This window comes from Comamonas granuli NBRC 101663 (assembly GCF_000739995.1).
In the GTDB taxonomy this organism is placed as follows: Bacteria; Pseudomonadota; Gammaproteobacteria; order Burkholderiales; family Burkholderiaceae_C; genus Simplicispira; species Simplicispira granuli.
In genome coordinates this window covers 340905-366666 of record NZ_BBJX01000004.1, presented here as the reverse complement: position 1 = coordinate 366666, position 25762 = coordinate 340905, and the positions used below count along the sequence as shown (strand labels likewise).

Annotated in this window: 30 protein-coding genes and 2 pseudogenes; 10 read left to right on the top strand and 22 right to left on the bottom strand. The window is 60.5% G+C overall.

The genetic code is table 11. From position 1 onward, the window contains the following. Positions 1–29 precede the first annotated feature (29 nt). On the top strand, positions 30–413 hold the full coding sequence (locus CGR01S_RS05050) for a PilZ domain-containing protein (RefSeq protein WP_042423136.1): 384 nt from the start codon (positions 30–32) through the stop codon (positions 411–413). A 6-nt stretch (positions 414–419) separates the two neighbouring features. On the opposite strand, the gene CGR01S_RS05045 is transcribed toward CGR01S_RS05050, so the two are convergent. From CGR01S_RS05045 to CGR01S_RS16360, 5 genes and pseudogenes are all read right to left on the bottom strand, one after another. Beyond that, positions 420–2117, bottom strand: coding sequence for a long-chain fatty acid--CoA ligase (locus tag CGR01S_RS05045; protein ID WP_042423133.1), 1698 nt, complete (start codon positions 2115–2117; stop codon positions 420–422). A 323-nt stretch (positions 2118–2440) separates the two neighbouring features. Beyond that, positions 2441–3781 carry a type II toxin-antitoxin system HipA family toxin gene (locus CGR01S_RS05040; protein ID WP_042423130.1) on the bottom strand — a complete coding sequence of 447 codons (1341 nt, stop codon included), beginning with the start codon at positions 3779–3781 and terminating at the stop codon, positions 2441–2443. Between the two features lies 1 nt (position 3782). Further along, entirely contained in the window at positions 3783–4046 is a 264-nt protein-coding gene (locus CGR01S_RS05035; protein WP_042423128.1) for a helix-turn-helix domain-containing protein, read from the bottom strand. Positions 4047–4261: 215 nt separating this feature from the next. After that, positions 4262–4450 (bottom strand): annotated as a pseudogene (locus tag CGR01S_RS16365) (transposase); the annotation flags it as partial. Between the two features lie 30 nt (positions 4451–4480). Continuing rightward, positions 4481–4705: a transposase gene (locus CGR01S_RS16360; protein ID WP_084690561.1), complete on the bottom strand. Its 225-nt coding sequence runs from the start codon at positions 4703–4705 to the stop codon at positions 4481–4483. A 653-nt stretch (positions 4706–5358) separates the two neighbouring features. Here CGR01S_RS16360 and sul2 point away from each other — a divergent pair. After that, positions 5359–6174, top strand: a complete 816-nt coding sequence (sul2, locus tag CGR01S_RS05030) for a sulfonamide-resistant dihydropteroate synthase Sul2 (RefSeq protein WP_001043260.1) — start codon at positions 5359–5361, stop codon at positions 6172–6174. Positions 6175–6260: 86 nt separating this feature from the next. Further along, positions 6261–6503 (top strand): annotated as a pseudogene (gene glmM / locus CGR01S_RS16350) (phosphoglucosamine mutase); the annotation flags it as partial. Between the two features lie 235 nt (positions 6504–6738). Here the strand turns inward: glmM and CGR01S_RS05025 are convergent. From CGR01S_RS05025 to CGR01S_RS05015, 3 genes are all read right to left on the bottom strand, one after another. Then, the gene (locus CGR01S_RS05025) at positions 6739–8232 is read right to left on the bottom strand and encodes an IS91-like element ISCR2 family transposase (RefSeq protein ID WP_001120888.1); all 1494 of its coding nucleotides are present in this window, start codon (positions 8230–8232) and stop codon (positions 6739–6741) included. Between the two features lie 210 nt (positions 8233–8442). Then, positions 8443–8667, bottom strand: coding sequence for a hypothetical protein (locus CGR01S_RS05020; protein WP_000743213.1), 225 nt, complete (start codon positions 8665–8667; stop codon positions 8443–8445). Then, complete coding sequence (locus tag CGR01S_RS05015) at positions 8664–9401, bottom strand: recombinase family protein (protein ID WP_001366550.1); 738 nt, start codon at positions 9399–9401, stop codon at positions 8664–8666. Before CGR01S_RS05015 ends, CGR01S_RS05020 begins: the two co-directional genes overlap by 4 nt. A gap of 147 nt (positions 9402–9548) precedes the next feature. On the opposite strand from CGR01S_RS05015, the gene CGR01S_RS05010 reads away from it, so the two are divergent. The 5 genes from CGR01S_RS05010 to CGR01S_RS16340 all read left to right on the top strand — a co-directional run bounded on the left by CGR01S_RS05010 (position 9549) and on the right by CGR01S_RS16340 (position 12530). Continuing rightward, positions 9549–9881, top strand: coding sequence for an ArsR/SmtB family transcription factor (locus CGR01S_RS05010; RefSeq protein WP_000447876.1), 333 nt, complete (start codon positions 9549–9551; stop codon positions 9879–9881). Then, positions 9878–10645, top strand: coding sequence for an arsenical resistance protein ArsH (arsH, locus tag CGR01S_RS05005; RefSeq protein ID WP_001239389.1), 768 nt, complete (start codon positions 9878–9880; stop codon positions 10643–10645). Before CGR01S_RS05010 ends, arsH begins: the two co-directional genes overlap by 4 nt. Further along, entirely contained in the window at positions 10642–11148 is a 507-nt protein-coding gene (locus CGR01S_RS05000; RefSeq protein WP_000140066.1) for an arsenate reductase ArsC, read from the top strand. Before arsH ends, CGR01S_RS05000 begins: the two co-directional genes overlap by 4 nt. Next, on the top strand, positions 11145–12212 hold the full coding sequence (gene arsB, locus CGR01S_RS04995; RefSeq protein WP_001272375.1) for an ACR3 family arsenite efflux transporter: 1068 nt from the start codon (positions 11145–11147) through the stop codon (positions 12210–12212). The genes CGR01S_RS05000 and arsB overlap by 4 nt, the downstream gene beginning before the upstream one ends. A gap of 114 nt (positions 12213–12326) precedes the next feature. After that, entirely contained in the window at positions 12327–12530 is a 204-nt protein-coding gene (locus CGR01S_RS16340) for a hypothetical protein (protein ID WP_000131871.1), read from the top strand. Between the two features lie 36 nt (positions 12531–12566). Here CGR01S_RS16340 and CGR01S_RS16335 read toward each other — a convergent pair whose 3' ends face one another. The 12 genes from CGR01S_RS16335 to guaB form a co-directional block, all read right to left on the bottom strand. Continuing rightward, complete coding sequence (locus tag CGR01S_RS16335; protein ID WP_000211355.1) at positions 12567–12791, bottom strand: type I toxin-antitoxin system ptaRNA1 family toxin; 225 nt, start codon at positions 12789–12791, stop codon at positions 12567–12569. Positions 12792–12854: 63 nt separating this feature from the next. After that, on the bottom strand, positions 12855–13103 hold the full coding sequence (locus CGR01S_RS16330) for a hypothetical protein (protein ID WP_000213809.1): 249 nt from the start codon (positions 13101–13103) through the stop codon (positions 12855–12857). A 4-nt stretch (positions 13104–13107) separates the two neighbouring features. Beyond that, complete coding sequence (gene trbL / locus CGR01S_RS04990) at positions 13108–14535, bottom strand: P-type conjugative transfer protein TrbL (protein ID WP_001405816.1); 1428 nt, start codon at positions 14533–14535, stop codon at positions 13108–13110. Positions 14536–14545: 10 nt separating this feature from the next. After that, entirely contained in the window at positions 14546–14782 is a 237-nt protein-coding gene (trbK, locus tag CGR01S_RS16325) for an entry exclusion lipoprotein TrbK (RefSeq protein WP_000718002.1), read from the bottom strand. 12 nt (positions 14783–14794) lie between these two features. Then, complete coding sequence (gene trbJ, locus CGR01S_RS04985; RefSeq protein WP_000836966.1) at positions 14795–15574, bottom strand: P-type conjugative transfer protein TrbJ; 780 nt, start codon at positions 15572–15574, stop codon at positions 14795–14797. Between the two features lie 140 nt (positions 15575–15714). Beyond that, a complete protein-coding gene (locus CGR01S_RS16320) occupies positions 15715–15903 on the bottom strand; it encodes a FitA-like ribbon-helix-helix domain-containing protein (protein WP_000024442.1) in 189 nt (62 codons plus the stop codon). 1032 nt (positions 15904–16935) lie between these two features. Continuing rightward, positions 16936–17817: a replication protein C, IncQ-type gene (gene repC, locus CGR01S_RS04980; protein WP_000743064.1), complete on the bottom strand. Its 882-nt coding sequence runs from the start codon at positions 17815–17817 to the stop codon at positions 16936–16938. Beyond that, positions 17804–18631, bottom strand: coding sequence for a helicase RepA family protein (locus CGR01S_RS04975; protein WP_001162384.1), 828 nt, complete (start codon positions 18629–18631; stop codon positions 17804–17806). The genes repC and CGR01S_RS04975 overlap by 14 nt, the downstream gene beginning before the upstream one ends. 4 nt (positions 18632–18635) lie before the next feature. After that, on the bottom strand, positions 18636–18857 hold the full coding sequence (locus CGR01S_RS16315) for a helix-turn-helix transcriptional regulator (RefSeq protein WP_001179606.1): 222 nt from the start codon (positions 18855–18857) through the stop codon (positions 18636–18638). 147 nt (positions 18858–19004) lie between these two features. Then, the gene (locus CGR01S_RS16940) at positions 19005–20207 is read right to left on the bottom strand and encodes a tyrosine-type recombinase/integrase (protein WP_000954590.1); all 1203 of its coding nucleotides are present in this window, start codon (positions 20205–20207) and stop codon (positions 19005–19007) included. A gap of 304 nt (positions 20208–20511) precedes the next feature. After that, positions 20512–22128, bottom strand: coding sequence for a glutamine-hydrolyzing GMP synthase (gene guaA, locus CGR01S_RS04965; protein WP_042423492.1), 1617 nt, complete (start codon positions 22126–22128; stop codon positions 20512–20514). 71 nt (positions 22129–22199) lie between these two features. Then, entirely contained in the window at positions 22200–23675 is a 1476-nt protein-coding gene (gene guaB, locus CGR01S_RS04960; RefSeq protein ID WP_042423120.1) for an IMP dehydrogenase, read from the bottom strand. A 78-nt stretch (positions 23676–23753) separates the two neighbouring features. On the opposite strand from guaB, the gene CGR01S_RS04955 reads away from it, so the two are divergent. Further along, entirely contained in the window at positions 23754–24272 is a 519-nt protein-coding gene (locus CGR01S_RS04955) for a DUF4124 domain-containing protein (protein ID WP_042423117.1), read from the top strand. A gap of 17 nt (positions 24273–24289) precedes the next feature. On the opposite strand, the gene CGR01S_RS04950 is transcribed toward CGR01S_RS04955, so the two are convergent. Together CGR01S_RS04950 and CGR01S_RS04945 are read right to left on the bottom strand one after the other, a co-directional pair. Continuing rightward, entirely contained in the window at positions 24290–24637 is a 348-nt protein-coding gene (locus CGR01S_RS04950; protein WP_042423114.1) for an RnfH family protein, read from the bottom strand. After that, positions 24630–25070: a type II toxin-antitoxin system RatA family toxin gene (locus CGR01S_RS04945; protein WP_042423111.1), complete on the bottom strand. Its 441-nt coding sequence runs from the start codon at positions 25068–25070 to the stop codon at positions 24630–24632. The genes CGR01S_RS04950 and CGR01S_RS04945 overlap by 8 nt, the downstream gene beginning before the upstream one ends. A 121-nt stretch (positions 25071–25191) precedes the next feature. Here CGR01S_RS04945 and smpB point away from each other — a divergent pair, with 121 nt between their 5' ends. Next, positions 25192–25665, top strand: coding sequence for an SsrA-binding protein SmpB (gene smpB / locus CGR01S_RS04940; RefSeq protein WP_042423108.1), 474 nt, complete (start codon positions 25192–25194; stop codon positions 25663–25665). Positions 25666–25762: the final 97 nt, after the last annotated feature.

Below are 25762 nucleotides of genomic sequence, written 5' to 3'. Positions count from 1 at the left end.
CACCCGCCCCTGTCCTGCCGTCCCTTGCCATGCCCCACGAACGCCGCCATTTCATCCGGGTCAGCTTCGACGCCCCGGCCACACTGACCACCCCCACTGGCAGCTGCAGCGTGCAGGTGCTGGACCTCTCGCTCAAGGGCGCCCTGGTGGCTCTGGAGCCCGCTATGGCACTGGCACCGGGAACACCCTGCCAGCTCACGGTGGCGCTCGCAGGAACGCGCGACCACATCGCCCTGTCGGCCGAGGTGGCCCACGTGGAAGGCCGCTGCGCCGGCCTGCTGTGCCGCTCCATCGATCTCGACAGCGTGACCCACCTGCGCCGGTTGATCGAGCTGCAGCTCGGTGCGGCGCACCTGCTCGAACGCGACCTGGCCGAACTGACGGCAGCGCACGCGCCGCCGCCCCCGGGGTAAGCGCTCCTACTGCCCGCCGCTGGCCTGCTCTCGCTCCTGCAGCAGGCGCCACATCACCTTGCCGCTGCCGCTCTTGGGCAAGGCGGTGACGAACTGCACCTGGCGCGGCACTTTGTACACTGCCATGTTCTGGCGGCACCAGGCGATGATTTCCTCTTCCGTGACATGCTCGTGCCCGGGCCGCAGCACCACCACGGCCTTGACGCTCTCGCCGCGGTAGGCGTCCTGGGTGGAGATGATGCAGGCCTCCTGGATGGCCGGATGGCGGAACATCAGTGCCTCCACCTCTGCAGGCCAGACCTTGAAGCCCGAGGCGTTGATCATGCGCTTGAGCCGGTCGGTGATGAAGAAATACCCGTCCTCGTCCACCCGCCCCAGGTCCCCGGAACGGAAGAAGCGCCGGCCCTCGAACTCCACGAACACCGCCGCGGTGGCCTTGGGCTGCTGCCAGTAGCCGTCGAACACCTGCGGGCCATGGATGATGATCTCGCCCTGCTCCCCCACGGGCATTTCCTGCAAGGTGTCGGGATCGACCACGCGCGCATCGGTGCTCATGAACGGAATGCCCAGGCACTGCTGCTTGGGGTCGTCGGGTGGATTGCTGTGCGAAGGCGCTGCGGTTTCCGTCAGGCCGTAGCCCTCGGCATAGCGCAGTCCGTACTGTTCCTGCAGGCGCTGGGCCACGGCCTGCGGCATGGCCGCGCCGCCGCCGCCGATGTAGTTCAGGCTGCTGAGGTCGTAGTGCGCAAAATGCGGGCTGGCCAGCAGGTCGATGACCATGGTGGGGATGTTCGTCCAGGCGGTCACCTTCCAGCGCGAGATCAGGCGCCCTGCCAGGTCGCGGTCCCAGCGCGGCATGACCACCAGCGTGGCGCCGCTGTAGATGCTGGCGTGCATCACGCTGACCATGCCGGTGATGTGGAACATGGGCACCACCGCCAGCGTCACGTTCTCGGACGACGCATTGCCCCACAGGCTGCTCGCCACGGCGTTGTGCATGAGGCTGCGGTGCGGATGCATGCAGCCCTTGGGCAGGCCCGTGGTGCCGCTGGTATAGGGCAGCACCGCCAGGTCCTGCGGCCCCACCACATGCTCCGGCACCGGGCCGGTGCAGGCCAAGGCATCGCTCCAGCCATGCACCGTGCCGCCATCGAGCACCGGCAGGGGGTGGTGCGTGCCCAGCCATTCGTGCCAGCCCGGCGGCGGCGCGTCCTCGCCCGCCGCCTGCAGGTCGAAGGCATCCGTGAACTGCGTGACCAGCAGGTGCGCCAGGCGCTGCGCCGGCTCCAGCGTCTGGCTTGCCTGGGCGAGCTCGGCGGCAAGATCGCCCGTGGTGATGGCCACGCGCGCCTGCGGATCGGTGATGTAGTGCCCGAGCTCCTGCGCCCGGTTCATGGGATTGACCGGCACCACCACGGCATTGGCGCGCAGAATCGCAAAATGCGCCATGACCAGCTGCGGGCAGTTCTGCATGCACAGCAGCACCCGGTCGCCACGCTGCACACCCAGGGCATGCAGATACGCTGCCAGGCGCTCGGCGCCCTCGGCCAGCTCACGGTAGCTGACCTGCCGGCCAAAGAACACCAGGGCCGGCTTGTCCGGATAGCGGCGCGCATTGATGGCCAGGTTGTCCCACAGCGAGGTCTGCGGGGGATGAATCACATGGGGAAGACGCCGGGGCCAAAAACGGTGGTGCGCACGCATGGACAATTCCTTTCGCCCATGCAGTCTAGGGAGCCCGCGACCAGTAGCTAGCGGGTTTCTCCCTGTGTGCTGTCACGTGGGAGTCAGCGGTGTGCCGTCATTCCACTCGATCATCAACAGGTCTCGCAAGCCCGCGTGGTTAAAGGACTTGGTTGTGATCGACATAGGGCATTACCGTCGTTTTTACCGTCAAAAGCGCACATCTTTTACTGACGCGGGAGATGGAGCGATTTGCGCGGCGTCGACACTTTCGACCTTATCGTCGATCAGGATAAATCTTAGCGCCCTCGAACTTGCCTTGGAACACCCTGCTCTTCGCCCACTTACGGTGGCATCTCACCGAGCGTTCTGGCCGCCTGCTCAAGCCCGCCCAGGATGGCATCGCGGACACGCGGTGAGAAGTCCTGTGGCAATTCGGCTTGCACCTCAGCGATGGCCGCTGGAGTCCGGGCAAGGATTTCTTCGATGATCGGCTCGGCGGTTGAGGCATAGCCGACCTTCTTCACAGTGCTATTGAAGTGCCTTCGCTGGATACCTAGCATCTCGTAGTGCCGGTTTTTGCCGAGCAAGGCCATCGCCAACTTGATTTCATGTGGCGACCACTGGTTCGGAGCGTTACCCAACACCGGATAAACCGACATTACGTCGTACAGCGGGGTCAAATGGAAACGCCCGCGTGGCAGAAGCTGGATACTGAAATTCTTGGCATGGCCATCGGGTGCTCGCAGCAACCAGAACAACACCTGAGCCGCCATCAGCGTTTTCATGTCGGCTTCGGCATTCACCGATTGCCGCAGCGTGCCGAACAAGACCTTGAGCCCTGGACCGCCCTCGTTCTCGTACTTGCGCAATGGCGAGCAGCCCTCGACCTGGCAAAAGTCTTCCTGTGGCAGACGCATGAGCCACTGCCCATTGGGCGCGACCCGCCGGTCGAAACGCTCCACCACGAGCACACGCTGTCGGCCGAAGGTCGCGATGCGGGCTTCAGCCACGGGCAATCCGTAGGCTTTCAGCAGTCGCAGGCACAGCCATTCGTTGTCGACGGACGTGCTGAAGTCCGCCCGCCGCCCGCCCATCAGGCCGAGCGGGAGTTTGAAGATGTGGCTCGTTGGCGTGGCACCACGCGGCACGAGCCACTGCCCGCCCCACCACAGGAAGGCCGTCTTCTCCTGCGCACCGGCCAGCGAGATACGGAAATCGGCATCCGGGTCCTGGCCCGCAGCGAAGGCCTGCGGCGAAACGGTTTCGATCAGGTGCCGCTCTATATCCTCCTCGGACAAAGGCACGCCCTCGATGCGATCGAAGTCGGCGGGCACCTCGTCCTCATCCAGGATTTGGACGGCGCCCACGCAATCGCGCCCGATGGCCTTCAGCAAATCGAACGGTTCGGTCGAGCCCGTCCGGAATCGCTCGGCCACACGGCGGCGGATCGCGTCGCTGTCCGGAAGCAGGTTGTCGAAGTAGTTGGCAACCTTCTGGCCCTTGACCGGCAGATTCTGGAGATTGAACGGCAGCGACAACGACAGCGGTCGGCCGATATCAGCCCCCGTCCAGCCCGGGTCGTACTGCAGTTCCATCTCACCGCGGGCGGGGATCGTCCACCGCCCCACGCGGACACCGTTGGTCCAGATAGACAGGCTGCGACTTTGCGATCGACGTCCCATGTCACCAATCCGTGGTCGGCGCCGTCGACACCGCAGCACTGTCCCGGGTCCCGACGGCCAACTCCAGGCCCAGCGCGGCGCACCATGCAAGGAGTTGCTCCACGCTCAGTTCGTGGGCGTTGAGTTCCAGATGAGAGACCCGTGACTGGCTCAGGCCGATACGATTGGCCAGCGCCGACTGGGTCAGCCCCTGAGCCTTACGCGCAGCCTGCAGCATTGACCCAAGTTGACCTGTAGTGACCAGCGGATGTGACGTCGGCGGCATGGTAAATACCCGAGATTCAGATAAGTGCAATATATCTGAAAAACAGATATACGTCAAATATCTGAAATTCAGCTAATGAATCTCTGCGCAATGCGCTTTGAGATGTGCTGATGTCGAACGGCCCAGCCAATTTGTAGCGTCAGCGTCGCGACGGCTCGGTCCCAGGCCGTTTTCGGCCCATTTCCCGGCCATCTGGCTGTTTGCAGGCGCACTCCTGCCTGCACTCCCAGCAACGTTCGCCTCACCATCCACAGATTGGACAGCGCAAACAGCGTGTTCAGTTGCGCGGTGTTCTTGGCCAGCCCGGGGTAGCGCACCTTGACGTGTCCCCATTGCCTCTTGATCACCCGAAACGGGTGCTCCACCTTGGCCCGAATGCTGACCTTGATTCGTTCGAGCTGATCGGTCAACAACGTCCTTCAGGGCATGGTGCATCAGTGCCAGGTCGGCGTACCTGCGCTTGAGCTTGGCGTTCTCGTCCTGCAGCTGGCGCAGCTGGCCAGGTGCGAGACCGTCATGCCCGAGAACTGGCTTTTCCACTTGTAGTACGTCGGCTCGCTGATGCCGTGCTTTCTGCACGTCTCGCCGACCTTGGCGCCCATCTCGACCTCCCTGAGGATGCCGACTATCTGCGCTTCGCTGAATCTGGATTTCTTCATGTAGAGACTCCGTCGGGGGGGAATTCTCTACTTCCGGGTGGTTCAGGTTTTCAAGGGGACTTCACATGACGGCTTTTGCCGTCAGGGGTCAGGAGATCTGCTGATGCTCGGAAAGCCGCATGAAACAAGCTTTCCTGAGGAGTGATTTACCGTCAAAGACCGGTTTGGTCTGGATAGTAAACGGGAAGGTCTTAATCCGGCATCCGGTTTCTACCGTCACCTATACCGCCAATCCGTTTTGCTGGTCGGCGATAGCCACCGATAGTTGCCGCGACGTATTTCCTTTTAAATCAACACGTTACGGCAGTTTTTCGATACTAGGCGATAGTCCCCGAAGGACGTCAATTCACTCCCACTCTATTGTAAACAAGACATTTTTATCTTTTATATTCAATGGCTTATTTTCCTGCTAATTGGTAATACCATGAAAAATACCATGCTCAGAAAAGGCTTAACAATATTTTGAAAAATTGCCTACTGAGCGCTGCCGCACAGCTCCATAGGCCGCTTTCCTGGCTTTGCTTCCAGATGTATGCTCTTCTGCTCCTGCAGCTAATGGATCACCGCAAACAGGTTACTCGCCTGGGGATTCCCTTTCGACCCGAGCATCCGTATGAGACTCATGCTCGATTATTATTATTATAGAAGCCCCCATGAATAAATCGCTCATCATTTTCGGCATCGTCAACATAACCTCGGACAGTTTCTCCGATGGAGGCCGGTATCTGGCGCCAGACGCAGCCATTGCGCAGGCGCGTAAGCTGATGGCCGAGGGGGCAGATGTGATCGACCTCGGTCCGGCATCCAGCAATCCCGACGCCGCGCCTGTTTCGTCCGACACAGAAATCGCGCGTATCGCGCCGGTGCTGGACGCGCTCAAGGCAGATGGCATTCCCGTCTCGCTCGACAGTTATCAACCCGCGACGCAAGCCTATGCCTTGTCGCGTGGTGTGGCCTATCTCAATGATATTCGCGGTTTTCCAGACGCTGCGTTCTATCCGCAATTGGCGAAATCATCTGCCAAACTCGTCGTTATGCATTCGGTGCAAGACGGGCAGGCAGATCGGCGCGAGGCACCCGCTGGCGACATCATGGATCACATTGCGGCGTTCTTTGACGCGCGCATCGCGGCGCTGACGGGTGCCGGTATCAAACGCAACCGCCTTGTCCTTGATCCCGGCATGGGGTTTTTTCTGGGGGCTGCTCCCGAAACCTCGCTCTCGGTGCTGGCGCGGTTCGATGAATTGCGGCTGCGCTTCGATTTGCCGGTGCTTCTGTCTGTTTCGCGCAAATCCTTTCTGCGCGCGCTCACAGGCCGTGGTCCGGGGGATGTCGGGGCCGCGACACTCGCTGCAGAGCTTGCCGCCGCCGCAGGTGGAGCTGACTTCATCCGCACACACGAGCCGCGCCCCTTGCGCGACGGGCTGGCGGTATTGGCGGCGCTGAAAGAAACCGCAAGAATTCGTTAACTGCACATTCGGGATATTTCTCTATATTCGCGGTTCAGCAGGCATGTCCCCTTTGAGGGCGACCCGACGACAGGATAATCGACCTTATGGTGCGCAAATATTTCGGCACAGACGGTATTCGTGGCAAAGCCAACGAAGGCGCGATGACGGCGGAAACCGCCTTGCGCGTCGGCATGGCGGCTGGCCGTGTCTTTCGTCGCGGTGACCACCGCCATCGTGTCGTGATCGGCAAGGATACGCGCCTGTCGGGCTATATGCTTGAACCCGCGCTCACAGCCGGTTTCACCTCGATGGGCATGGACGTATTCCTTTTTGGCCCGCTGCCGACAACGTATAGGAAGAATAAACGCCCTTTTCACCCAAGTCCAACAGCTTTGGACCGCAGTTGACTCTTTCGACACCCCTGCGATGCAACCCAATCCGGCTGACGGGGAGCCAGCAACGCTGAAAATTTACCCTCCTCTTTCCCACTAGCGGCTCCTTTTCCGACAACCAGCACGGCGGATCCCTGCCGCGGCGCTGTGAACGCAGCATTTTGATTGGTATCGTTGGCCTTCAGGCTCGTCAGTCAAACAGACCCAGGAGCAGCTCAGCCGGTGGCGCCCGGCTTTCGGGTAACGCCCTGGTCCCGCTGGTTTCGGCTTTGTGCTTCAGGTGATCAAGGATCTGCTTGATCACTATAGGGTCTTCAATGCAGGCGATGACTTTCATGGCGCCGCCGCAGCCGCTGCAGGTCTCGATGTCGATATTGAAAACACGCTTGAGCCGTTGCGCCCATGTCATCGACGCTCGCCGTTGTGCTGGTGTTGCCGGTTCATCAGCCACCCTGACCTTGTTGCCCCTGCCCCGTTTTGCCGGCGTGACCAACGCCCGGTGCCGACTGTTGGGTGCGAACACCCCGTGGAAGCGGGTTAGGTTGACTCTGGGCTTCGGTACCAGGGCGGCCAGCCTTGCAATGAAATCCAATGGTTCGAAAATGACGTGCGTGGTGCCGTCCCGGTACGGCGTCTTGAGCTGGTAGCGCACGTTGCCGCCTCGTGTTAACGACAGCCGCTTCTCGGATACCGCCGGGCGGCTGATGTACCGGCACAGCCGTTCGAGCTTCTTGCGTTCATCGGCCCTGGCCGCCACGCCGGCGTGCAGGCTGGACCCGGCTACCTTGCCAATCCCGTCACCGAACGGATCACCACTGGTCGGCAGAGTTTGCAAAGTGAACACCTTTCGCCCCGCCTGTGAACCGACAGCGATACGGTAAGTGATCGAGTGCCCCAGCAGGGGTGTCATCGGGTCGTCATCCACCGCATCCGAGGCCAGATAGCTGTTTTCGACATCCCGTTCCAGCAGGCCTTGCCGTTCCAGATAGCGACCCACCCGGTGGGCGATGGTGTGCGTCAGCTGGGTGAGCTCTGGGCTGGTCGGCGCCTTGACCCAGCGGAAACGCGCTGAGCCGTGGGATTGCTCGACATACACACCGTCGAGAAACAGCATGTGGAAGTGAACATTCAGATTGAGCGCCGATCCAAAACGCTGGATCAGGGTGACCGCGCCCGTCTTGGCCACTTGGTGGGTATGGCCCGCTTTCTTGACCAGGTGCGTGGCAATGACGCGGTAAACGATGCCCAGCACCCACCCCATGATCTCGGGCCGGCTGGCAAACAGGAAACGCAGCTGAAACGGGAAGCTCAACACCCACTGACGCATGGGTTGTTCAGGCAGTACTTCATCAACCAGCAAGGCGGCACTTTCGGCCATCCGCCGCGCCCCACAGCTCGGGCAGAAACCGCGACGCTTACAGCTGAAAGCGACCAGGTGCTCGGCGTGGCAAGACTCGCAGCGAACCCGTAGAAAGCCATGCTCCAGCCGCCCGCATTGGAGAAATTCTTCAAATTCCCGTTGCACATAGCCCGGCAATTCCTTTCCCTGCTCTGCCATAAGCGCAGCGAATGCCGGGTAATACTCGTCAACGATCTGATAGAGAAGGGTTTGCTCGGGTCGGTGGCTCTGGTAACGACCAGTATCCCGATCCCGGCTGGCCGTCCTGGCCGCCACATGAGGCATGTTCCGCGTCCTTGCAATACTGTGTTTACATACAGTCTATCGCTTAGCGGAAAGTTCTTTTACCCTCAGCCGAAATGCCTGCCGTTGCTAGACATTGCCAGCCAGTGCCCGTCACTCCCACTCGATTGTAAACAAGCACACAAAACCCTTTAGTGACAACAATTTGCAAGAACTATCAGGCTCAGTGCCATGAAAAATACCATGACCAGATCATGAGGTTGAACACGGCTTGCGCCGGCAGCGTTCACGCTCCTGGTCGGCGATCTCGCCCGGCTGCAATGCTAGCTCAGCATCGGTCATGCGCTCCAGCACGTCGCGTAGGCGGATGGTGCAAGGAATGGGCGGCAGCTCGAACTCATAGCCGCCGGCGATCATTTCGGCCGCAATCTCCTCGGTGATGAAAAACGGCTCGTCGTCTTGGTTCGGCTTCTTCATGCCCTTTCCTCCTGGCGCTCATCCTGGCCGACAGCGGCCAGGGCATCGGCTTCCGTCAATGCGTCCTCCACGAACGCGCCGTGCTGCTTCGCTTCGGCCTGGCTGACCTCGGCCCATATCCGTTTCACCTGGGCCGCACTGTACCCGGCCAGCTCGGCGGTCTTGTTGATGCTGTAGCCGGACTTGCGCAGCGCGACAACTTGGGCGCGGCGCTTCGGATCAGCACGGCGGCCCTTGTACCGCCCGGCCTGGCGGGCCAACTCAATGCCTTGGCGCTGGCGTTCGCGCCTGTCCTCGTAGTCGTCGCGGGCCATCTGCAAGGCCAGGCGAAAAAGCATGATCTGCACGGCTTCCAGCACGATCTTGGCGACGCCCTGGGCCTCGGCCGCCAGGTCGGATAGATCGACCACGCCAGGGACGGCCAGGCGTGCGCCTTTGGCCTGTATCGAGGCCACCAGGCGCTCGGCCTCGGGCAAAGGTAGGCGGCTGATGCGGTCGATCTTCTCGGCAATGACCACCTCGCCGGGCTGTAGGTCGCCGATCATGCGCAGCAGCTCAGGCCGGTCGGCGCGTGCGCCGGATGCCTTCTCACGGTAGATGCCGGCGACGTAGTAGCCGGCGGCCTTCGCGGCCGTAGTGATCGCCTCTTGGCGTTCCAAGTCCTGCGCGTCGGTGCTGACGCGCAGATAGACCCGCGCCACCATCGGCGCGGCTACTGGCTTCGTCCTGCGCATACTTGCGGGCTCCTTTGGGCATACTCAAATGCACCCATCTTAAACTGGCAGGCCAATTTATCACATATCGATCTAAATGCGCCTAGCTCATTTTTACAGCTTAAATGAGCTATTGAGCACACTCCATATTTCGACTATTATTGAAACATGGAAACGATAAATGCTGTAGCCGCCCTGGCGGCCATCGCTCAAGAATCGCGCCTCGCGGTGTTCCGGCTTCTCGTCCAGGCCGGCCCCGCCGGCATGGCCGCCGGAAAAATCAGCGAAGCGGCCGGCATCCCGCCGTCTTCGCTATCCTTCCACCTGAAAGAGCTGGCACACGCCGGCATGGTCACGTCGCGGCAAGAAGGCCGATTTGTGATCTACGAGGCGAACTTTTCGACGGCCACTAACCTGGTGGCCTTTCTCACGGAAAACTGCTGCGGCGGCCAGGTGTGCAACCTGTCTTGCACCACGGAAGCCGGGAAGGTGTTGGCATGAGACTTCGCCATCTTTCCGACCCCGATTCTTTGCCCGCTTTGGACAAATCCTTTGCCATCGAGCGCCCGGCGCTCGGGCTGGCACCCGACGCCCCGCCGGTGCGTATCCTGCTGCTGTATGGCTCGCTGCGCGCCCGCTCGTTCTCACGGCTGGCCGTCGAGGAAGCGGCCCGGCTGCTGCAATTCTTTGGCGCAGAAACACGCATCTTCGACCCGTCCGATTTGCCGTTGCCCGATCAAGTGCAAAGCGACGATCACCCGGCCGTCAAGGAGCTGCGCGCCCTGTCCGAGTGGTCAGAGGGACAAGTCTGGTGCAGCCCGGAACGCCACGGTCAGATTACCAGTGTCATGAAGGCGCAGATTGACCATCTGCCGCTTGAAATGGCCGGCATCCGGCCGACCCAAGGCCGCACCCTGGCCGTGATGCAGGTATCCGGCGGCTCGCAGAGCTTCAACGCCGTGAACACCTTGCGTCTGCTCGGCCGCTGGATGCGAATGTTCACCATTCCGAACCAGTCGAGTATCGCCAAAGCGTTCCAAGAGTTCGACGCGGCGGGCCGCATGAAGCCCTCGCCGTACTACGACCGAATAGCCGATGTGATGGAAGAACTGGTGCGCTTCACGGCGCTGGTACGGCCGCACCGTGAAGCACTGACAGACCGCTATTCCGAACGGAAAGCGGCCGGCCACGTCATCGACGAGGCCACCGATCTTTCATCCATCGCCATTGCTCCCCAGCCACTACCAGAAAGCGAAACATCATGACCGAAAGAATCTATAACGTCCTCATCCTCTGCACCGGCAATTCGGCGCGCAGCATCATGGCCGAAGCTCTCATCAACACGATGGGGCAAGGGCGCTTCCGCGCCTACAGCGCCGGCAGTCACCCAACCGGCAAGGTCAATCCCTTCGCCGTCGAAAAGGTGGAGTCGGTGAATTACCCGACCGAGAATCTGCGCAGCAAGAGCTGGGACGAGTACGCCACGCCCGACGCACCGAAGATGGACTTCATCATCACCGTCTGCGACAACGCCGCCGGCGAAATGTGTCCGGTGTGGCCTGGTCAGCCGATCTCGGCGCATTGGGGATTTGAAGACCCGGCCGCCGTCGAAGGCACTGACGCCGAGAAGCGCCGGGCCTTCGAACAAACCTTCCGGCACATGATGAACCGCGTCCGCCTGTTCGTGAATCTGCCTCTCAAAATGCTTGACCAGACGGCCATCAAGCGCGAGCTGGCGAACATCGGCAAGACCGAGCAGGAAGCATGAGCGCCGGCGCACAGGCCATCGCCGCGAAGCCGCGCCAGGCCCCGATGAGCGGCTTCGAGCGTTACCTGACGCTGTGGGTGGCCCTGTGCATCGTCGCCGGTGTTGCGCTCGGCCAGGGCCTTCCTGACGTGTTCCAGGCCATAGGCCGCATGGAAGTGGCCCAGGTCAATTTGCCGGTGGGCCTGCTGATTTGGGTAATGATCGTCCCGATGCTGGTCAAGATCGACTTCGGGGCGCTGCACCAGGTCAAAGAGCATTGGCGCGGCATCGGCGTCACGCTGTTCGTGAATTGGGCCGTCAAGCCATTCTCGATGGCCCTGCTGGGGTGGCTGTTCATCCGACAAGTGTTCGCTCCGTTCCTGCCGGCCGATCAACTGGACAGCTACATCGCGGGCTTGATCTTGCTGGCCGCCGCGCCCTGCACGGCAATGGTGTTCGTGTGGAGCCGCCTTACCAACGGCGACCCGCTTTTCACGCTCTCGCAAGTGGCTCTGAACGACGCCATCATGATCGTGGCCTTCGCGCCCATCGTCGGCCTGCTGCTGGGCATGTCCTCGATCTCGGTGCCTTGGGACACGCTGCTGATTTCGGTCGTGCTCTACATCATCGTGCCGGTGATCCTGGCGCAGCTCTTGCGGCGGCATCTGCTCAAGCAAGGACAGGCCGCCTTTGAACGGGCCATGCAGAAGATCGGGCCGTGGTCGATGGCCGCGCTGCTGCTGACGTTGGTTCTACTGTTCGCCTTCCAGGGCGAGGCCATCATCCGGCAGCCGTTAGTGATCGCCATGCTAGCCGTGCCGATCTTGATTCAAGTGTTCTTCAATTCCGGGTTAGCCTACTGGCTGAACAAGCGGGCGGGGGAAAAGCACTCTGTCGCCTGTCCTTCGGCCCTGATCGGTGCCAGCAACTTCTTCGAGCTGGCCGTGGCGGCCGCCATCAGCTTGTTCGGTCTGCACTCCGGCGCTGCATTGGCAACCGTGGTCGGCGTCCTGGTCGAAGTGCCGGTGATGCTGCTGGTCGTGCGCGTGGTGAATCGCTCGAAGAGCTGGTACGAACGAGGTTGAACATGAGTAGGAAAAAACTGAGGAAATGATTGCAGATTGCCGCGCCGGCCGCTTCCTGGCGCATTCGATCACTGACCTGGAACACCTAGTATCCATGCTTGCTGAGGTCGCCCGATGACAGACCCAAAGAACCTAGAGAACAGGCTGCATGAGAAGGCCGACCCGGCCCGCGCCGTTTCCACTGGTCGGGTGCGCTACACACTGGCCGAACTACTGGCCGACGCGGAAGCATCCGGGGCTTACCCGCTGCCGCCGGAGGAACGCGAATGGATGGATGCGCCGTCTGTGGGTCGGGAATGGCCAAACAGTGAAGATTGAAAAAGGCGGCCAGTTCGAGTGGCCGCCCTTTCGTCATTAGCTGCACGCTTGGCGCAAGGCGTTCATTGCTTCTTGAAAATCAGCCTGTGTCGCCCGGCCCGTTTCAGCTTGGTAGTACACCACCATAAAAGCATTAGCGACGGCTTCGGCCAATGGCCCAAGGCTCCGCGCTTCCGCTTGGTTGATGTACTCCAAAGAAGAAAGAATAGCCGCTGCTTGATGCACTGCTTGCCCTGGTTCGATAATATGTTGTGTTGTCATAATTCACCTCTCCAGTAGGTGTTGATTGAAAGTGCCGGGCTGGTTGTGGCCAGCCCGGTGCGCCTACAGGTACAGCCCCGCCGCCTCCGCGAATGCTGACCGCTCATTCCTGCCGCCATTAACCTCAATACTTATCGGCTTAGTTTCGCTCTCTCTCATAGGGTCTGGCCGTGATACAAAAGCGGCTGTTTCTGTCTCTGCATCGACCTCGGTCGATTGATCACCCAGCGGCGAAATAAATACCTGGCTGACTTCTTCCCTTGGCGCTTCATCCAGGGCCGCCAATGCGGCCATGTATGTTGATGTCGTCATCGTGCTAACTCCTGACTTCGTTACTATCTGGGCCAGAATCGGCGCCCAAGCTATTGCCCTCGAACTGGCCAGATTGGCTTGCTTCTTTCGGCTCCATGCTTTCGCGTATCGAAGCAGCCAGTTTTCCGCCTGTGGTTTCGCTCACTCGCTCCTGGAATCCCTGCTTCACTTGAGAGCCGACACCCTTGGCTAACTCGGAGGCCGTGCCTGTGGCCAGCTTCGCGGCCTTGGCAAAGCCGCCACCGCTTGAGCTACTGCCGCTGTCACCAAAGCCAGCCGCTTGGGCGAATGGGCTACTGCCAGCAGTACCCGCTTCACCACCACCGTTTCCGCCACTGCTGACAACTGACCCCATGCTGGACATGTCACCGCCGGTTTCCATACTCGCTGATGCTTTCTGAAAAGCCGCTTGGAGTGCACTTGCACCTCCGGCTGCACCGGCTGCGGCACCCATAACCGCTTTACCTGCCAGGGCAGCGCCGCCAGTTGCCATACTGGCCGCCGTCACCGCCGCCCCAACTGCCGCACCCGCACCGAAGTTTCCAATTCCACCGGCTGCGCCAATACCACCACCAGACACAAGACCAGAAATCATCGGCGGAACTTTGTTGACCAAGAAAAGCAAGATGACCGATATAACCAACATCACGGCCAGTTCCTGGGATGCCATGTTCTCGCTGATTTGCGTGTAGTAGTGATTGATGAACTCTTTGCCAATCGCAACCAGAAGCACCATTGCCATAAGCTGTGCGGCCAGGCCCAGCACGGTCTTGTAGTAATTGATCGCCATGTCGGAAGTCCAACGACTTCCACCAAAGCCAAGGAAGAACACACCGGCATACAACAGAATCCAGGCTGATGCGAGCAACAGCAACAGGTTGACCGCAATCAACGCCAGGACAAACAAAACAGCCAGGGCCATTAGCTCCATGACCAGAGCAGTTGCCATCTGCCGCCATCCCAGCTCCGAGGTGGCCTGTACTGTGCGGTTGTATAACTCGAAACCAAGATCAAGGATGCTGGAGGGCCCAAGATTGCTATTGGAAAGTCCCCCCGCCTGCGCGCCCAGAGTTTGCAATGACTGAACAATCGTACCGGCGATATTCATGCCCTGGTTCGCATTCGTCAGCAACCACCAGAAAAAGCCGGTGAAGATCGTGAAGCGAACGAACTCCGCGAAGAACTCGCCAATGTCGGCCTTGCGCAAAGCCATCATGCCGAATGTCCAGACCATCGAAATCACAACCAGCGTCCAGAACAAACGCGATGCAGCGGACTCAATAGCTGGCCCCCATGTTGCGGCAGCATCATGAAAACGCTTGAGCACATCATTCATAACACCGCTGCTACTTAGCTCCTGCGCCATTGCAGGTTCAGCCAGCACCATTGTGGCGACCATCATCAAGCCACCTAGAGCAATTTTCTTTCTCATGGCGACCACCTCAATAATCATCTTTAGGGCTGGGCTTGAACTCCCACTGACGCATCTGCTTGGCCTTCTGGAATGCTCTGCATTCCTCGGTAAAGGCCTCTCGGTTCGCTTCGCTGCGCATTTCATTCAGTGCTGCCTGGAACGCATCGGGGGCACACGTCGCCGCATTTGGTTCGGGCATCCTTTCCTGTTCACATCCAGCCAACAACAGCAACGTAGCCGCGGTAGTAAAAAAGATTTTTTTCATCTCACCGCCTCCCTAGTAGTTGTCTGCCGGACTCGGGCGAAACGTCCAGGTACGCATTTGCTCGGCCCTGGCATCACCTCGCGCCTCGGCATCGAGTTCTGCTGCAATCCGGGCTGCCTCCGCGTTGTGTTGGGCGGTCAACATGGTGCGAATCTGCAAGAGCTGATTGGCCTGCTGGCTGGCGAGCTGGTTGGCGTAGCCGATGGCCTGTAGCTGGCCAGTTGCACCCTGGGCCGCGCCTTGCAGCCGCTCCAGGGTACGGGCGTCATCCTTCAAAGCCTTTTGCTGGTCGGCAACGGTCTGGAACAGGGCATCGTTGGCCTTCTTTTGCGACTCTGACGCCAGGCGGCGGTTCTCTTCCATCGCTGCCTTTTCGGCCGGCGTGCATCCGCCGCTGCCGTTGAAGCATGGCGAGCTGCGGTAATAGGCCACGTCCTGAAACTTGGCCAGGTAACGATCCAGGCTGCCTAGCTGGTTCTCGTAATAGGCCAGCGTGTTTTGCGCGGCAATCAGCCGGTTGATCGTAGTCTGCGCCTGATCCCAGATATACGCGGCTGGGGCCATCGTGTTCTGGAGCTGATTTTCGTACTGCTGCAACTGGGTCTGGTACTGCTCAATCTGCTTGAGCGTCTGCGCCACCGACTCGATGGCCGTCATGATGTTCTGGGCCAGGTTGCCGCCGTCGATGACGGGGATACCAGCTTGCACAGGGGCGGTGGTAGTGGTGATAAAGCCGGTTGCGAGTGCAACGGCTAGAGCGGTTTTTTTAGCCGCTAAAATTTTGGACTTCATGGTCGTACTCCGTCGATGAAAAGAAGGCATTGCCTTGACCAAGCGTTGTGCTTGTTCTCGGCAACGTTTCATCGAAGAGCTACGCCACTAGCTGATCGGTATTGCCCTTGGCGCTGAGGCCCGGACTTACAAACGTAAAACTACTCTGTTTTTTTATCGCTTTCGGACAAGCCAACTTCCCGGCCAATCTCTTCAAGCTCTAGCGGCTGTACTGCCGCCGTCAGTATTTCGCGTATTTCCGCGTCGGTGCTCCTATCGTTGAGCGCTGCTCGAACTTTCAACGCACGGTGCACCTCGGCGGGTAAATTCCTGATAAGCACATTTGCCATATCAATACCCTTTTGGTGTACCCGACAACCATGCTATCAAAGATATTAAAAATAGCAAGACCTATACTCTTGCAACCGGCGGTAGCCGATCAGCCCCGCAGGGCAGGATTCCCGTTGAGTGCCCCCGGCGCGAATAAGGGACAGTGAAGATAGATAACCGGCTTGCCGGTTAGCTAACTTCACCCATCCTGCCCGCATTTCACCCACTATTGAAAATCTAGCGCATATCGAACGTAAAGCGTTTTATCGTCAAACAAACACCGATTCTTGGCAACATAACCGTAATCGTCACCAAATCGGCCTGCAATCGACATAGTCGCTTCAAAATCGCTGCTCAATCGGCTTTAAATCGGAACCTAAAATGCCAACAATCGACACAAACCATTCGCCCCGATGGGGCGAGTTGGACGCCAAAAAAGAAGGGCATAACCCGCCCCTCAAGTGTCAATGAACACAAGAAATTTGCCTCCCCTCCCGTCATACCACTAAGGCGACGTATTGATACTTGAGGGGCAACCTTTCCTGATGTTGACACCTTCACGCAGGTTACTGGTTATGGGCGTCCAACACACACGGCTCATTCCTGCTTGGTAATAATAAGAATAATAATCTTCTTATTATTCTTACCGAACGAATGGGCACTGCTTAGCCATTTCACGTTTCGAGCCAAGGTTTCAGTACAGATAACTACAAGTGCACACAGCGGCCCTCCAGCACCGTTAGACGCAGATTCTGCTTCAGCTCATGGAATAAGGGACTCCGGGTTGTTTTCCCCTCTCACAAGGCGTTTCAGCGGCCACTGAAGCCGCCTTCTCTTCTTGGCGTTAAACCATCGGCCTATGGCCGATTGATAAAGCCCGCCAGGGCTTTATTGGCAAGGTCAGAACGCGCCCTCAAGGCGCGAGCTGCACCGCGCATGATGGATTATCTTTAGATAATCTTGGATGGATTTCCCAAACTGCCCGCAAAGCAGCGCACCGTCTGGGTTTTCCAAATTGGGACGGGGAACGTTACGACGGCAGAAGGGGAGCGTTACGACGGTAACAAGGGAACGTTACGACGGTAAACGGGTGCAGTTGCCGTGGGGCCAGGCCTCTTGATCTCCCATTTTCCCTTGGCGTATTCGTTCACTACCCAACCCACGGCGGCAAGTTCGGCCAGTGCCTTCCGGGCAGTCTGACGGCGTTTTTTCATAGCTTCGGCATTGGCTTCATCTGGCCAGACATAGCCGCAAAGCGTGTCCAGTTCCACGCGCCCGGATTTGCCGGGGTCGATCCAGCCGCATAGCCGTTGGTGCATCAGCCGTGCCGGATCAGTCTGTAGCACCCGCACTTCCGCCATGTCGATACGGGCATATGGACGATGCCCCAGGATCGCTTCGGCAATACGCGGATTCAGGGCAACCCATAGCCTGCCGTCCGTCTCGTCAAAAGCATGACTCATCAGGTGGAACGCGGCTTGCCGCCGTCCCTTCGTCACAAGGATGGTGACGTTCGACATGCGCAGCAGGCTGGCTTTGAGCGCCTTGATGTTGTCGCCGCTATCCGTCATGCCCGTTTCTGAGAGCAGTTTGGTCAGGCTCTCACGAACCACCAAGCCGTCTTGCTCAATGGCTTCGAAACGGGGTTCAAGGAATAGCCGTAGCTGTCGCCCCGTCTCACTGGTCGGTTCCGGGGTTAGCAAGATGCCGTTCGGGCCGCCAAGGGCCACGATGCCTTGCAAAAGACGCATATCATCGGCCCCGAGAGGTTCGAATCCGACGAAACGCATGGATTCGTCCTCGCCAAAGGTGTAGGTCACGTCCAGCTTGCAGCGTTTGCGATCGCCACGCTTGAGGCTGCGGAACAGGCCAGGTGCCAAACAGTGCGCGGGATCATGTCGGACGTGGGTCAGGTCATGCTTAGGCTTCTTCACGCTGTCTCCTTTTCACCTTGCACTGCCGCTCCAGTACAGCAGGCTTCAACACGCCGCCGTCGTGCCGTCTAAACCAGAGTTCTTGAAAAGGTGCGCCATAGTTGGCCTTGCTGACGCCAAAGCGGACAAAATACCCACGCTGACAATCATCGACCCCCAGTATCTCGGCCTCGCCTTGCGTCATGCCGGATAGGTACGATTGCCAACGGATGTTATCAACCAGTACGGACGATCCACGACTGGCCTGCTGTTGATCGCCCGACCCCATCATGGCTGCGCTTTTACTCGCGTGGTGCAGAAACACAATGGAGCAGCCTGTATCAGCGGCTATGGCCTCCATGTGCCCAACAACCTGCGCCATCGGCCCGCTAGCGTTCTCCTCCTCAATGTGGAAGCGCCGCAAAGTGTCCAAGATCATCAAGCGACGACCTTCAGCGGCTCGTTTGAGAGCATCGAACCAGCTAGCAGCCATGATGTTTGGGCATTTACCGATCAAGGGTTCAATGAGCAAACCATCAGCCACGGCTTGCCGTTCCGCTGCGCTGAGGTGTGCCCCAAGGGCGTGCAGACGATGGTGAATAGCGGCCGGTGGATCTTCAGCAGGCAGATAGACCACTTGCCCGGTGGGAAACTCGCCTATTTCAAGTAAATCAGGCCCGCCTGCAATCTGTGCAGCCAATTGAAGGGCCAACATGGATTTACCAGCCCCACCAGGCGACACAAGAGCACCAACAGTGCCAGCAACCATATTAGGCAGAACATAATCAATGGGTGGCGGCAATTCCGTGAAAGCCGCCATAAGATCAAGAGCCATATAACTAGCCCTCTATAGGGCCAGGTCGCGCAGCTTGATCACCCGATGATTTACGTGCCTCAATCCACTCTTCGACCTCTGACAAATCCCAGGCGACATTTCTACTGGTTAACGCGATACGGCGTGGAAAATCCCCTCGCTGCTCCAGGTTATAAATTGTTCGTGTCGAAAGCGGGATCATCTCCAGGAGCTTCTTCCTGTTGATGAGGGTCTTTATATTTTGCATGGGTCAATACCTCTCAAATGAATAGTTGCTATTCATCGAGTAGCTGCGCGAAGCAGCTAATCGGTAATTGACCTGCCCGATGCCAATGGCGGCCTTATTTATAAATTCACGGCATCAACTTCAATGCTATCAAAGATAGCAAAAACATCAACCCTTACTGCCTCCCGAAGTCCACTCATCAATCATATCGGCCCAATCCTGCAACATCGCCGCCCGCTGCTCGCGGTACTCAGCCTTGTTGTAGACAGCCCTCACGCCCTTCTGCTCGTGCGCCAGGCACTTCTCGATCCAGTCGGTGTTGTAGCCGGCCTCATGCAACAGCGTGCTGGCTGTGCGCCGCAAATCATGCGGTCCGAACTTGGTAAGTGACTTCCCATCTTTCTGCGCCGCCTTGTAAGTCAGCGTCAGCACCTGGTTAAGTGTGGCAGCGCTCATCGGCGCATCCGAGTCGTACCGTGATGGCAAAACGAAGTCGGAACCACCGGCAAAGGTTTTCATGGCAATGAAAATATCCAGAGCCTGCTGGGACAGAAATACCAGGTGCGGGTTACGGCGTTTCATCCGCTCCTTTGGAATCGTCCACAACGCTTCGCTGAAATTGATCTCGCTCCAGGTCGCATTGGTCAGCTCGCTCTTGCGCACCATCGTCAGCAATAACAGCTTGGCCGCCGCACGGTTTGTTGGGCTTGTGCCCACTCGCTCCATGTACTGGTACATCAGCCCAATTTCTTCTGGCGTCAACGCTCGGTCACGTGGCTCGAATCGAGCGATGCTTGTTGGGCGCACCAGTTCTGCCGGGTTTTCGACCTTCTGCCCACGCTCGATGGCCCAGCGAAATACCTGCAACACGATTTCACGCACATGAACGGCGGTGGCCGGTGCGCCTCGCTCAACAATGGCATCAGCCAGCGCCCGCAAGTCTTCGTGGGTGATCTCCACCAGCTTCTGATTGCTGAATTTCGGCTTCAGCTCACGCTCATAAACCGAGCGGCGCATATCGCGGGTGGAGTCGGCCATCTGGTAGCCACGCAGCCACTTCTCCGCCCAGGCACCGAACGTCTCTGCATCTTTCACCCGCGCCTTGTCTCGGGCTTTCTCCTTGGCCGGCGACTTGCCCGCCGCAACCATCTTCTTGGCGTCACCCAACAGCTCGCGGGCTTCGGCCAGGGTGATGCCACCGACACCATAACGCCCAAAGGTGATGGTCTCCTGCCGACCGTTGATTGAGTAGTTGTAACGGAACGAGATGGAGCCGGCTGGAGTCACTGCCACATAGAGACCTTCCCGGTCATTCACTTTGTAGAGTTTGTCCCTGGGCTTGAGATTGCGCAGCTTGGTATCGGTCAGCATGTACCTTGTCCTTCTTCGTCTCCGATACCATGCTGAAAAAATCTCGAATTTATCGTATTTTTTCTTACGAAACAGTAACTTATAGAATATTAATACCATGAACACACAAAAGAACGCAGCATGGTATCGGCATCAATCATGGCATCGCCAAACCATAATACCAGCTTTAATGCCATGCTCAAACGGTGCTTGGCGCTTCCTCCCGTTGCCAGATCGTGCCAAACACAAACAAAAAAAAGCCCGCAATTACGCGGGCTTAGCGGCATTTCATGCCATCAGGTGCCTGGCTGTGCCAGACGCGGAATCATTCCCACTCGATGGTCGCCGGCGGCTTGGAACTCACGTCGTAGGTCACGCGGTTGATGCCGCGCACCTCGTTGATGATGCGGCTGGATACCTTCTTGAGCAGCGCGTAGGGCAGCTCGGCCCAGTCGGCCGTCATGAAGTCCGAGGTCTGCACGGCGCGCAGCGCCACCACGTAGTCGTAGGTGCGGCCATCGCCCATCACGCCCACGCTCTTGACGGGCAGGAACACGGTGAAGGCCTGGCTGGTGAGGTCGTACCAGCTCTTGCCCGTGGCCTCGTCGATGCAGGCACGCAGCTCCTCGATGAAGATGGCATCGGCACGGCGCAGCAGGTCGGCATACTCCTTCTTGACCTCGCCGAGGATGCGTACGCCCAAGCCCGGTCCGGGGAAGGGATGGCGGTACACCATCTCGCGCGGCAGGCCCAGGGCCACGCCAAGCTCGCGCACCTCGTCCTTGAACAGGTCGCGCAGCGGCTCCAGCAGCTTGAGGCCCAGTTGCTCGGGCAGGCCGCCCACGTTGTGGTGGCTCTTGATGGTGACAGCCTTCTTGGATTTGGCCCCGCCCGATTCGATCACGTCGGGGTAGATGGTGCCCTGCGCCAGGAAGGTCGCACCCTTGTGTCCCTGGCTGCCGGCCTTGAGCTTGGCCGCCTCGGCCTTGAACACATCGACGAACAGGCGGCCGATGGTCTTGCGTTTCTGCTCGGGGTCGCTCACGCCCGCCAGTTCGCCCAGGAACAGCGCGCTCGCATCCACCCGGATGACCTTGGCGTGCAGCTTGCCCGCGAACATGTCCATGACCATGTCGCCCTCGTGCAGCCGCAGCAGCCCGTGGTCCACGAACACACAGGTGAGCCGGTCGCCGATGGCCCGGTGGATCAGCGCCGCGGCCACGCTGGAGTCCACGCCGCCGGAGAGACCCAGAATGACTTCTTCGTCCCCCACCTGGGCGCGGATGGCTTCCACGGCCTCGGCGATGTGGTCCTTCATCACCCAGTCGGGCTGCGCCGCGCAGATGCCCAGCACGAAGCGCTCCAGCAGCGCCCTGCCCTGCACCGTGTGCGTGACCTCGGGGTGGAACTGCACGGCATAGAAGCGCCGGTCCTCATCGGCCATGCCCGCAATGGGGCAGGACGGCGTGGACGCCATGAGCTTGAAGCCCGGCGGCAGGCCGGTGACCTTGTCGCCATGGCTCATCCACACCTTGAGCATGCCGTGCCCCTGTGGCGTGCGGAAGTCCTCAATGCCCTGCAGCAGCGCCGTGTGGCCATGGGCGCGCACCTCGGCGTAGCCGAACTCACGCGTGTGCGAACCCTCCACCGTGCCCCCCAGCTGGTGGGCCATGGTCTGCATGCCATAGCAAATGCCCAGCACGGGGATGCCCAGCTCGAACACGGCGTCCGGCGCCTTGTCGTCCACCTCGTAGACGCTGGCATGGCTGCCCGAGAGGATGACGCCCTTGAGCCGCCCATCGGCGGCAAAGGCGCGCACCCAGTCGCTGTCCACATCGCAGGGATGCACTTCGCAGTACACATGCGCCTCGCGCACGCGCCGTGCAATGAGCTGGGTGACCTGGGAGCCGAAGTCCAGAATGAGGATCTTGTCGTGTTGCATGGTGGCCGGCATGGGAAAAATGACACAGGCCCGAACACCTGGGGTTCGGGCCTGCAAAAGCGGCGCAGGAATCAGTCCGCGCGGTAGTTGGGGGCTTCCTTGGTGATCTGCACGTCGTGCACATGGCTTTCGCGGATGCCGGCGGCCGTGATCTCGACGAACTCGGCCTTGTCATTCATCTCCTGGATGGTGGCGCAGCCGCAATAGCCCATGGCAGCACGCACACCGCCCGCCATCTGGAAGACGATGGACACCATCGAGCCCTTGTAGGGCACGCGGCCTTCGATGCCCTCGGGCACGAGCTTGTCGGCGTTGGGGTTGCCGGTCGTCGATTCCTGGAAATAGCGGTCCGCGCTGCCCTGCTGCATGGCGCCGATGGAGCCCATGCCGCGGTAGCTCTTGTACGAGCGGCCCTGGTAGAGGATGACCTCGCCGGGCGCCTCCTCGGTGCCGGCGAACATGCCGCCCATCATCACGGCGCTCGCACCGGCCGCCAGGGCCTTGGCGATGTCGCCGGAGTAGCGGATGCCGCCGTCGGCGATCAGCGGCACGCCCGTGCCCTTGAGCGCCTGGGCCACGCTGTCGATGGCCATGATCTGCGGCACGCCCACGCCAGCAACGATGCGCGTGGTGCAGATCGAACCCGGGCCTATGCCCACCTTGACGGCGTCGGCCCCGGCCTCGACCAGCGCGCGTGCGGCGGCGCCCGTGGCGATGTTGCCGCCGATGACCTGCACCTGCGGGTAGTTCTGCTTGACCCAGCGCACGCGGTCGATCACGCCCTTGCTGTGGCCATGGGCCGTGTCCACGACGATGGCGTCCACGCCGGCCTTGACCAGCAGCGCCACGCGCTCCTCGGTGCCCACGCCCACGCCCACGGCGGCGGCCACGCGCAGGCTGCCCGCAGCGTCGCGCGCAGCGTTGGGGAAGGTGGTCTGCTTGTTGATGTCCTTGACGGTGATGAGGCCCTTGAGCTCGAAGGCGTCATTGACCACCAGCAGGCGCTCGAGCTTGTGCTTGTTCAGAAGCTGCTTGGCCTGGGCGGGCGTGGTGCCGTCCTTTTCGTTGACGGTGATCAGCTTTTCGCGCGGCGTCATGATCTGGCTGACCTTGACGTCGTAGCGCGTCTCGAAGCGCACGTCGCGGCTGGTGACGATGCCCACCACCTTGCCGCCGTCGCACACCGGAAAACCGGAAATGCCCAGGTTCTCGGACAGTTCGAGCACCTGCAACACCGTGTGCTGGGGCGTGATGACCACGGGGTCGTGCACCACGCCGGACTCGTGGCGCTTGACCTTGGACACCTCGGCCGCCTGCTGCTCGGCCGTCATGTTCTTGTGTATCACACCGATGCCGCCTTCCTGGGCGATGGCGATCGCCAGGCGCGCTTCGGTGACGGTGTCCATGGCGGCGGACACGAGCGGGAGGTTGAGCGTGATGTCGCGCGTGAAGCGCGTGGCAAGGGAAGTGTCCTTGGGCAGGACCTGGGAGTACGCCGGCACCAGCAACACATCGTCGAAGGTGAGCGCTTTTCCGAGTAGGCGCATGAATAGGCTCCAAAAGAGGAATTGTACCCATCTGCAACGCCTGCCCGCCGGCGCGGGGCGGGCGATACACTTGGATGCATGAAATCGCACCCCACTCTCTTGCTGGCCGCCCTGTGCCTGGCCTGCACCAGTGCCCTGGCCCAATGGCAATGGATAGACAAGGATGGCCGCAAGGTCTTCAGCGACCGCCCGCCGCCGCAAGACGTTCCGCAGAACAAGATCCTGAAACAGCCGCGCCACAGCGCTCCCGTGGCTGCGGCGCAGCCCGCCAGCGACGCCGCCCCGGCCGCCGCCGCTGTACCGCCCACCGCCGCTGCCAGCAGCGCGGCAGCGGCCGGCAAGGACAAGGAGCTGGAAAAGAAGAAGGCCCAGGCCGAAGCCGAGGAAGCCGCCAAAAAGAAGGCCGAGGAAGACAAGCTGGCCAAGGCCCGCGCCGACAACTGCGAGCGCGCCAAGGCGGCCAAGCTCACCATCGAATCGGGCAAACCCCTGCGTCAGGCCAACGCCCAGGGCGAGCTGATCTTCATGGACGAAGCCGCGCGCAGCGCCGAGCTCAAGCGCATCCAGGGCGTGATCGACAGCGATTGCCGGCGCTGAGCGCCAGCCTCGCGCTCTCAATAACCCTGCTTGCCCCCGGGCCGGCGGCGGGCAAACAGGCCGGCACCGCGCGCCCCCTGGCGCGCAAAGCGCTGGCGCCGGGCGAGCTTGGGGTCCACGGTGAGCGGCCGATAGAGTTCCAGCCGGTCGCCCTCATGCAGCAGCGCATCAGGCTTGACCACCTTGCCCCAGATGCCGCAGGCGGCCGGCGGCACCGGGCACAGTCCGCGCGCATGCGCCTGGGCCAGGGCATCGGCCACCGTGGCGCCCACGGGCAGCTCCAAGGGATGCTGCAGCACTTCTCCCGGGGCCAGGGCGCACGCCAGCACCACGTGCAGCACCGGAGCGCTGTCGCCCTCAACCATAGACCTGCTGCGCGCGCTTGACGAACGCATCGACCATGCTGGCCGCAATGCGGTCGAATACCGGCCCGACCAACCTGGAGAGGGTGGCGCTGTCGAAGCCGTAGTTCAGGTACAGCTCCACACGCGCCGCGCGCTGGCTGCCGTCGCCCACGCTGTGAAAATGCCAGTCGCCATCAAGGCGGGAGAACGGCCCCTTGACGAGCTGCATCTGCACACGCCGCCCCGGCTCATGCAGATTGCGCGTGACAAAGCTCTGGCGCACGCCGCTCAGTGCGATGCCCACCTCGGCCAGCATGCTGCTGCCGTCCTGCTCGAGCACGCGCGCATGGTCGCACCAGGGCAGGAACTGGGGGTAGTGGTGCACGGCCGTGACAAGATCGAACATCTCCTGCGGGCTGTACCAGATGAGTACGGATTTTTGGACGGTTTTCATGTCAGCGCGGCACCTGCCAGACCGCGCGCCGCGCCAGGGGGCGCACGAATCTAGAATCGGGGGTTGGGTGCCGATTGTAGGGAAAGCGTCATTTTCGCGGCGGCACCCGCCCTAGAGATCCATGGCCAAGAAACCTGATACTTCCTCCCGCATCGCCGACAACAAAAAAGCGGCCTTCAATTATTTCTTCGAGGAACGCCACGAGGCCGGCGTGGTGCTGCAAGGCTGGGAAGTCAAGGCCCTGCGCGAAGGCAAGGTGCAGCTCACCGACGGCTATGTGATCATCAAGGACGGCGAGCTCTACCTCATCGGCTGCCTGATCCACCCGCTCAAGACCGCCTCCACGCACGTGAACCCCGAGGCCTCGCGCATCCGCAAGCTCCTGCTCAAGAAGGACGACATCCGCCGCCTCATCGGCAAGGTGGAGCAAAAAGGCTACACCCTGGTGCCGCTGAACCTGCACTGGAAGAACGGTTACGTGAAATGCGACATCGCCCTGGCCAAGGGCAAGGCCGAGCACGACAAGCGCGACACCATCAAGGAGCGCGAGGGCAAGCGCGAGGTCGAGCGCGCCATGAAGAGCCGCAACCGCTGACGGCCCGAATTTTTTTGCCGGACCATGGAATAAACCGCGCCGGCCCGGTGTTTGTCCGCATGCATGGCCGCCATCCCGCGCGGCCGGCACCCCACCG

Bases quoted from the DNA above. Each gene is read 5' to 3' on its own strand.
- trbJ (WP_000836966.1), bottom strand. From the start codon at position 15,574: ATGAAGTCCAAAATTTTAGCGGCTAAAAAAACCGCTCTAGCCGTTGCA.
- guaB (WP_042423120.1), bottom strand. From the start codon at position 23,675: ATGCGCCTACTCGGAAAAGCGCTCACCTTCGACGATGTGTTGCTGGTG.
- CGR01S_RS05000 (WP_000140066.1), top strand. From the start codon at position 10,642: ATGACCGAAAGAATCTATAACGTCCTCATCCTCTGCACCGGCAATTCG.
- CGR01S_RS16340 (WP_000131871.1), top strand. From the start codon at position 12,327: ATGACAGACCCAAAGAACCTAGAGAACAGGCTGCATGAGAAGGCCGAC.
- CGR01S_RS05015 (WP_001366550.1), bottom strand. From the start codon at position 9,401: ATGCGCAGGACGAAGCCAGTAGCCGCGCCGATGGTGGCGCGGGTCTAT.
- CGR01S_RS16320 (WP_000024442.1), bottom strand. From the start codon at position 15,903: ATGGCAAATGTGCTTATCAGGAATTTACCCGCCGAGGTGCACCGTGCG.
- smpB (WP_042423108.1), top strand. From the start codon at position 25,192: ATGGCCAAGAAACCTGATACTTCCTCCCGCATCGCCGACAACAAAAAA.
- CGR01S_RS16315 (WP_001179606.1), bottom strand. From the start codon at position 18,857: ATGCAAAATATAAAGACCCTCATCAACAGGAAGAAGCTCCTGGAGATG.
- CGR01S_RS05020 (WP_000743213.1), bottom strand. From the start codon at position 8,667: ATGAAGAAGCCGAACCAAGACGACGAGCCGTTTTTCATCACCGAGGAG.
- CGR01S_RS05050 (WP_042423136.1), top strand. From the start codon at position 30: ATGCCCCACGAACGCCGCCATTTCATCCGGGTCAGCTTCGACGCCCCG.
- CGR01S_RS16360 (WP_084690561.1), bottom strand. From the start codon at position 4,705: ATGAAGAAATCCAGATTCAGCGAAGCGCAGATAGTCGGCATCCTCAGG.
- CGR01S_RS16335 (WP_000211355.1), bottom strand. From the start codon at position 12,791: ATGACAACACAACATATTATCGAACCAGGGCAAGCAGTGCATCAAGCA.
- CGR01S_RS04945 (WP_042423111.1), bottom strand. From the start codon at position 25,070: ATGAAAACCGTCCAAAAATCCGTACTCATCTGGTACAGCCCGCAGGAG.
- CGR01S_RS05025 (WP_001120888.1), bottom strand. From the start codon at position 8,232: ATGCCTCATGTGGCGGCCAGGACGGCCAGCCGGGATCGGGATACTGGT.
- CGR01S_RS05040 (WP_042423130.1), bottom strand. From the start codon at position 3,781: ATGGGACGTCGATCGCAAAGTCGCAGCCTGTCTATCTGGACCAACGGT.
- CGR01S_RS16940 (WP_000954590.1), bottom strand. From the start codon at position 20,207: ATGCTGACCGATACCAAGCTGCGCAATCTCAAGCCCAGGGACAAACTC.
- CGR01S_RS05010 (WP_000447876.1), top strand. From the start codon at position 9,549: ATGGAAACGATAAATGCTGTAGCCGCCCTGGCGGCCATCGCTCAAGAA.
- sul2 (WP_001043260.1), top strand. From the start codon at position 5,359: ATGAATAAATCGCTCATCATTTTCGGCATCGTCAACATAACCTCGGAC.
- arsB (WP_001272375.1), top strand. From the start codon at position 11,145: ATGAGCGCCGGCGCACAGGCCATCGCCGCGAAGCCGCGCCAGGCCCCG.
- CGR01S_RS05045 (WP_042423133.1), bottom strand. From the start codon at position 2,117: ATGCGTGCGCACCACCGTTTTTGGCCCCGGCGTCTTCCCCATGTGATT.
- CGR01S_RS04955 (WP_042423117.1), top strand. From the start codon at position 23,754: ATGAAATCGCACCCCACTCTCTTGCTGGCCGCCCTGTGCCTGGCCTGC.
- CGR01S_RS04975 (WP_001162384.1), bottom strand. From the start codon at position 18,631: ATGGCTCTTGATCTTATGGCGGCTTTCACGGAATTGCCGCCACCCATT.
- CGR01S_RS04950 (WP_042423114.1), bottom strand. From the start codon at position 24,637: ATGGTTGAGGGCGACAGCGCTCCGGTGCTGCACGTGGTGCTGGCGTGC.
- CGR01S_RS05035 (WP_042423128.1), bottom strand. From the start codon at position 4,046: ATGCCGCCGACGTCACATCCGCTGGTCACTACAGGTCAACTTGGGTCA.
- trbK (WP_000718002.1), bottom strand. From the start codon at position 14,782: ATGAAAAAAATCTTTTTTACTACCGCGGCTACGTTGCTGTTGTTGGCT.
- trbL (WP_001405816.1), bottom strand. From the start codon at position 14,535: ATGAGAAAGAAAATTGCTCTAGGTGGCTTGATGATGGTCGCCACAATG.
- arsH (WP_001239389.1), top strand. From the start codon at position 9,878: ATGAGACTTCGCCATCTTTCCGACCCCGATTCTTTGCCCGCTTTGGAC.
- guaA (WP_042423492.1), bottom strand. From the start codon at position 22,128: ATGCAACACGACAAGATCCTCATTCTGGACTTCGGCTCCCAGGTCACC.
- CGR01S_RS16330 (WP_000213809.1), bottom strand. From the start codon at position 13,103: ATGACGACATCAACATACATGGCCGCATTGGCGGCCCTGGATGAAGCG.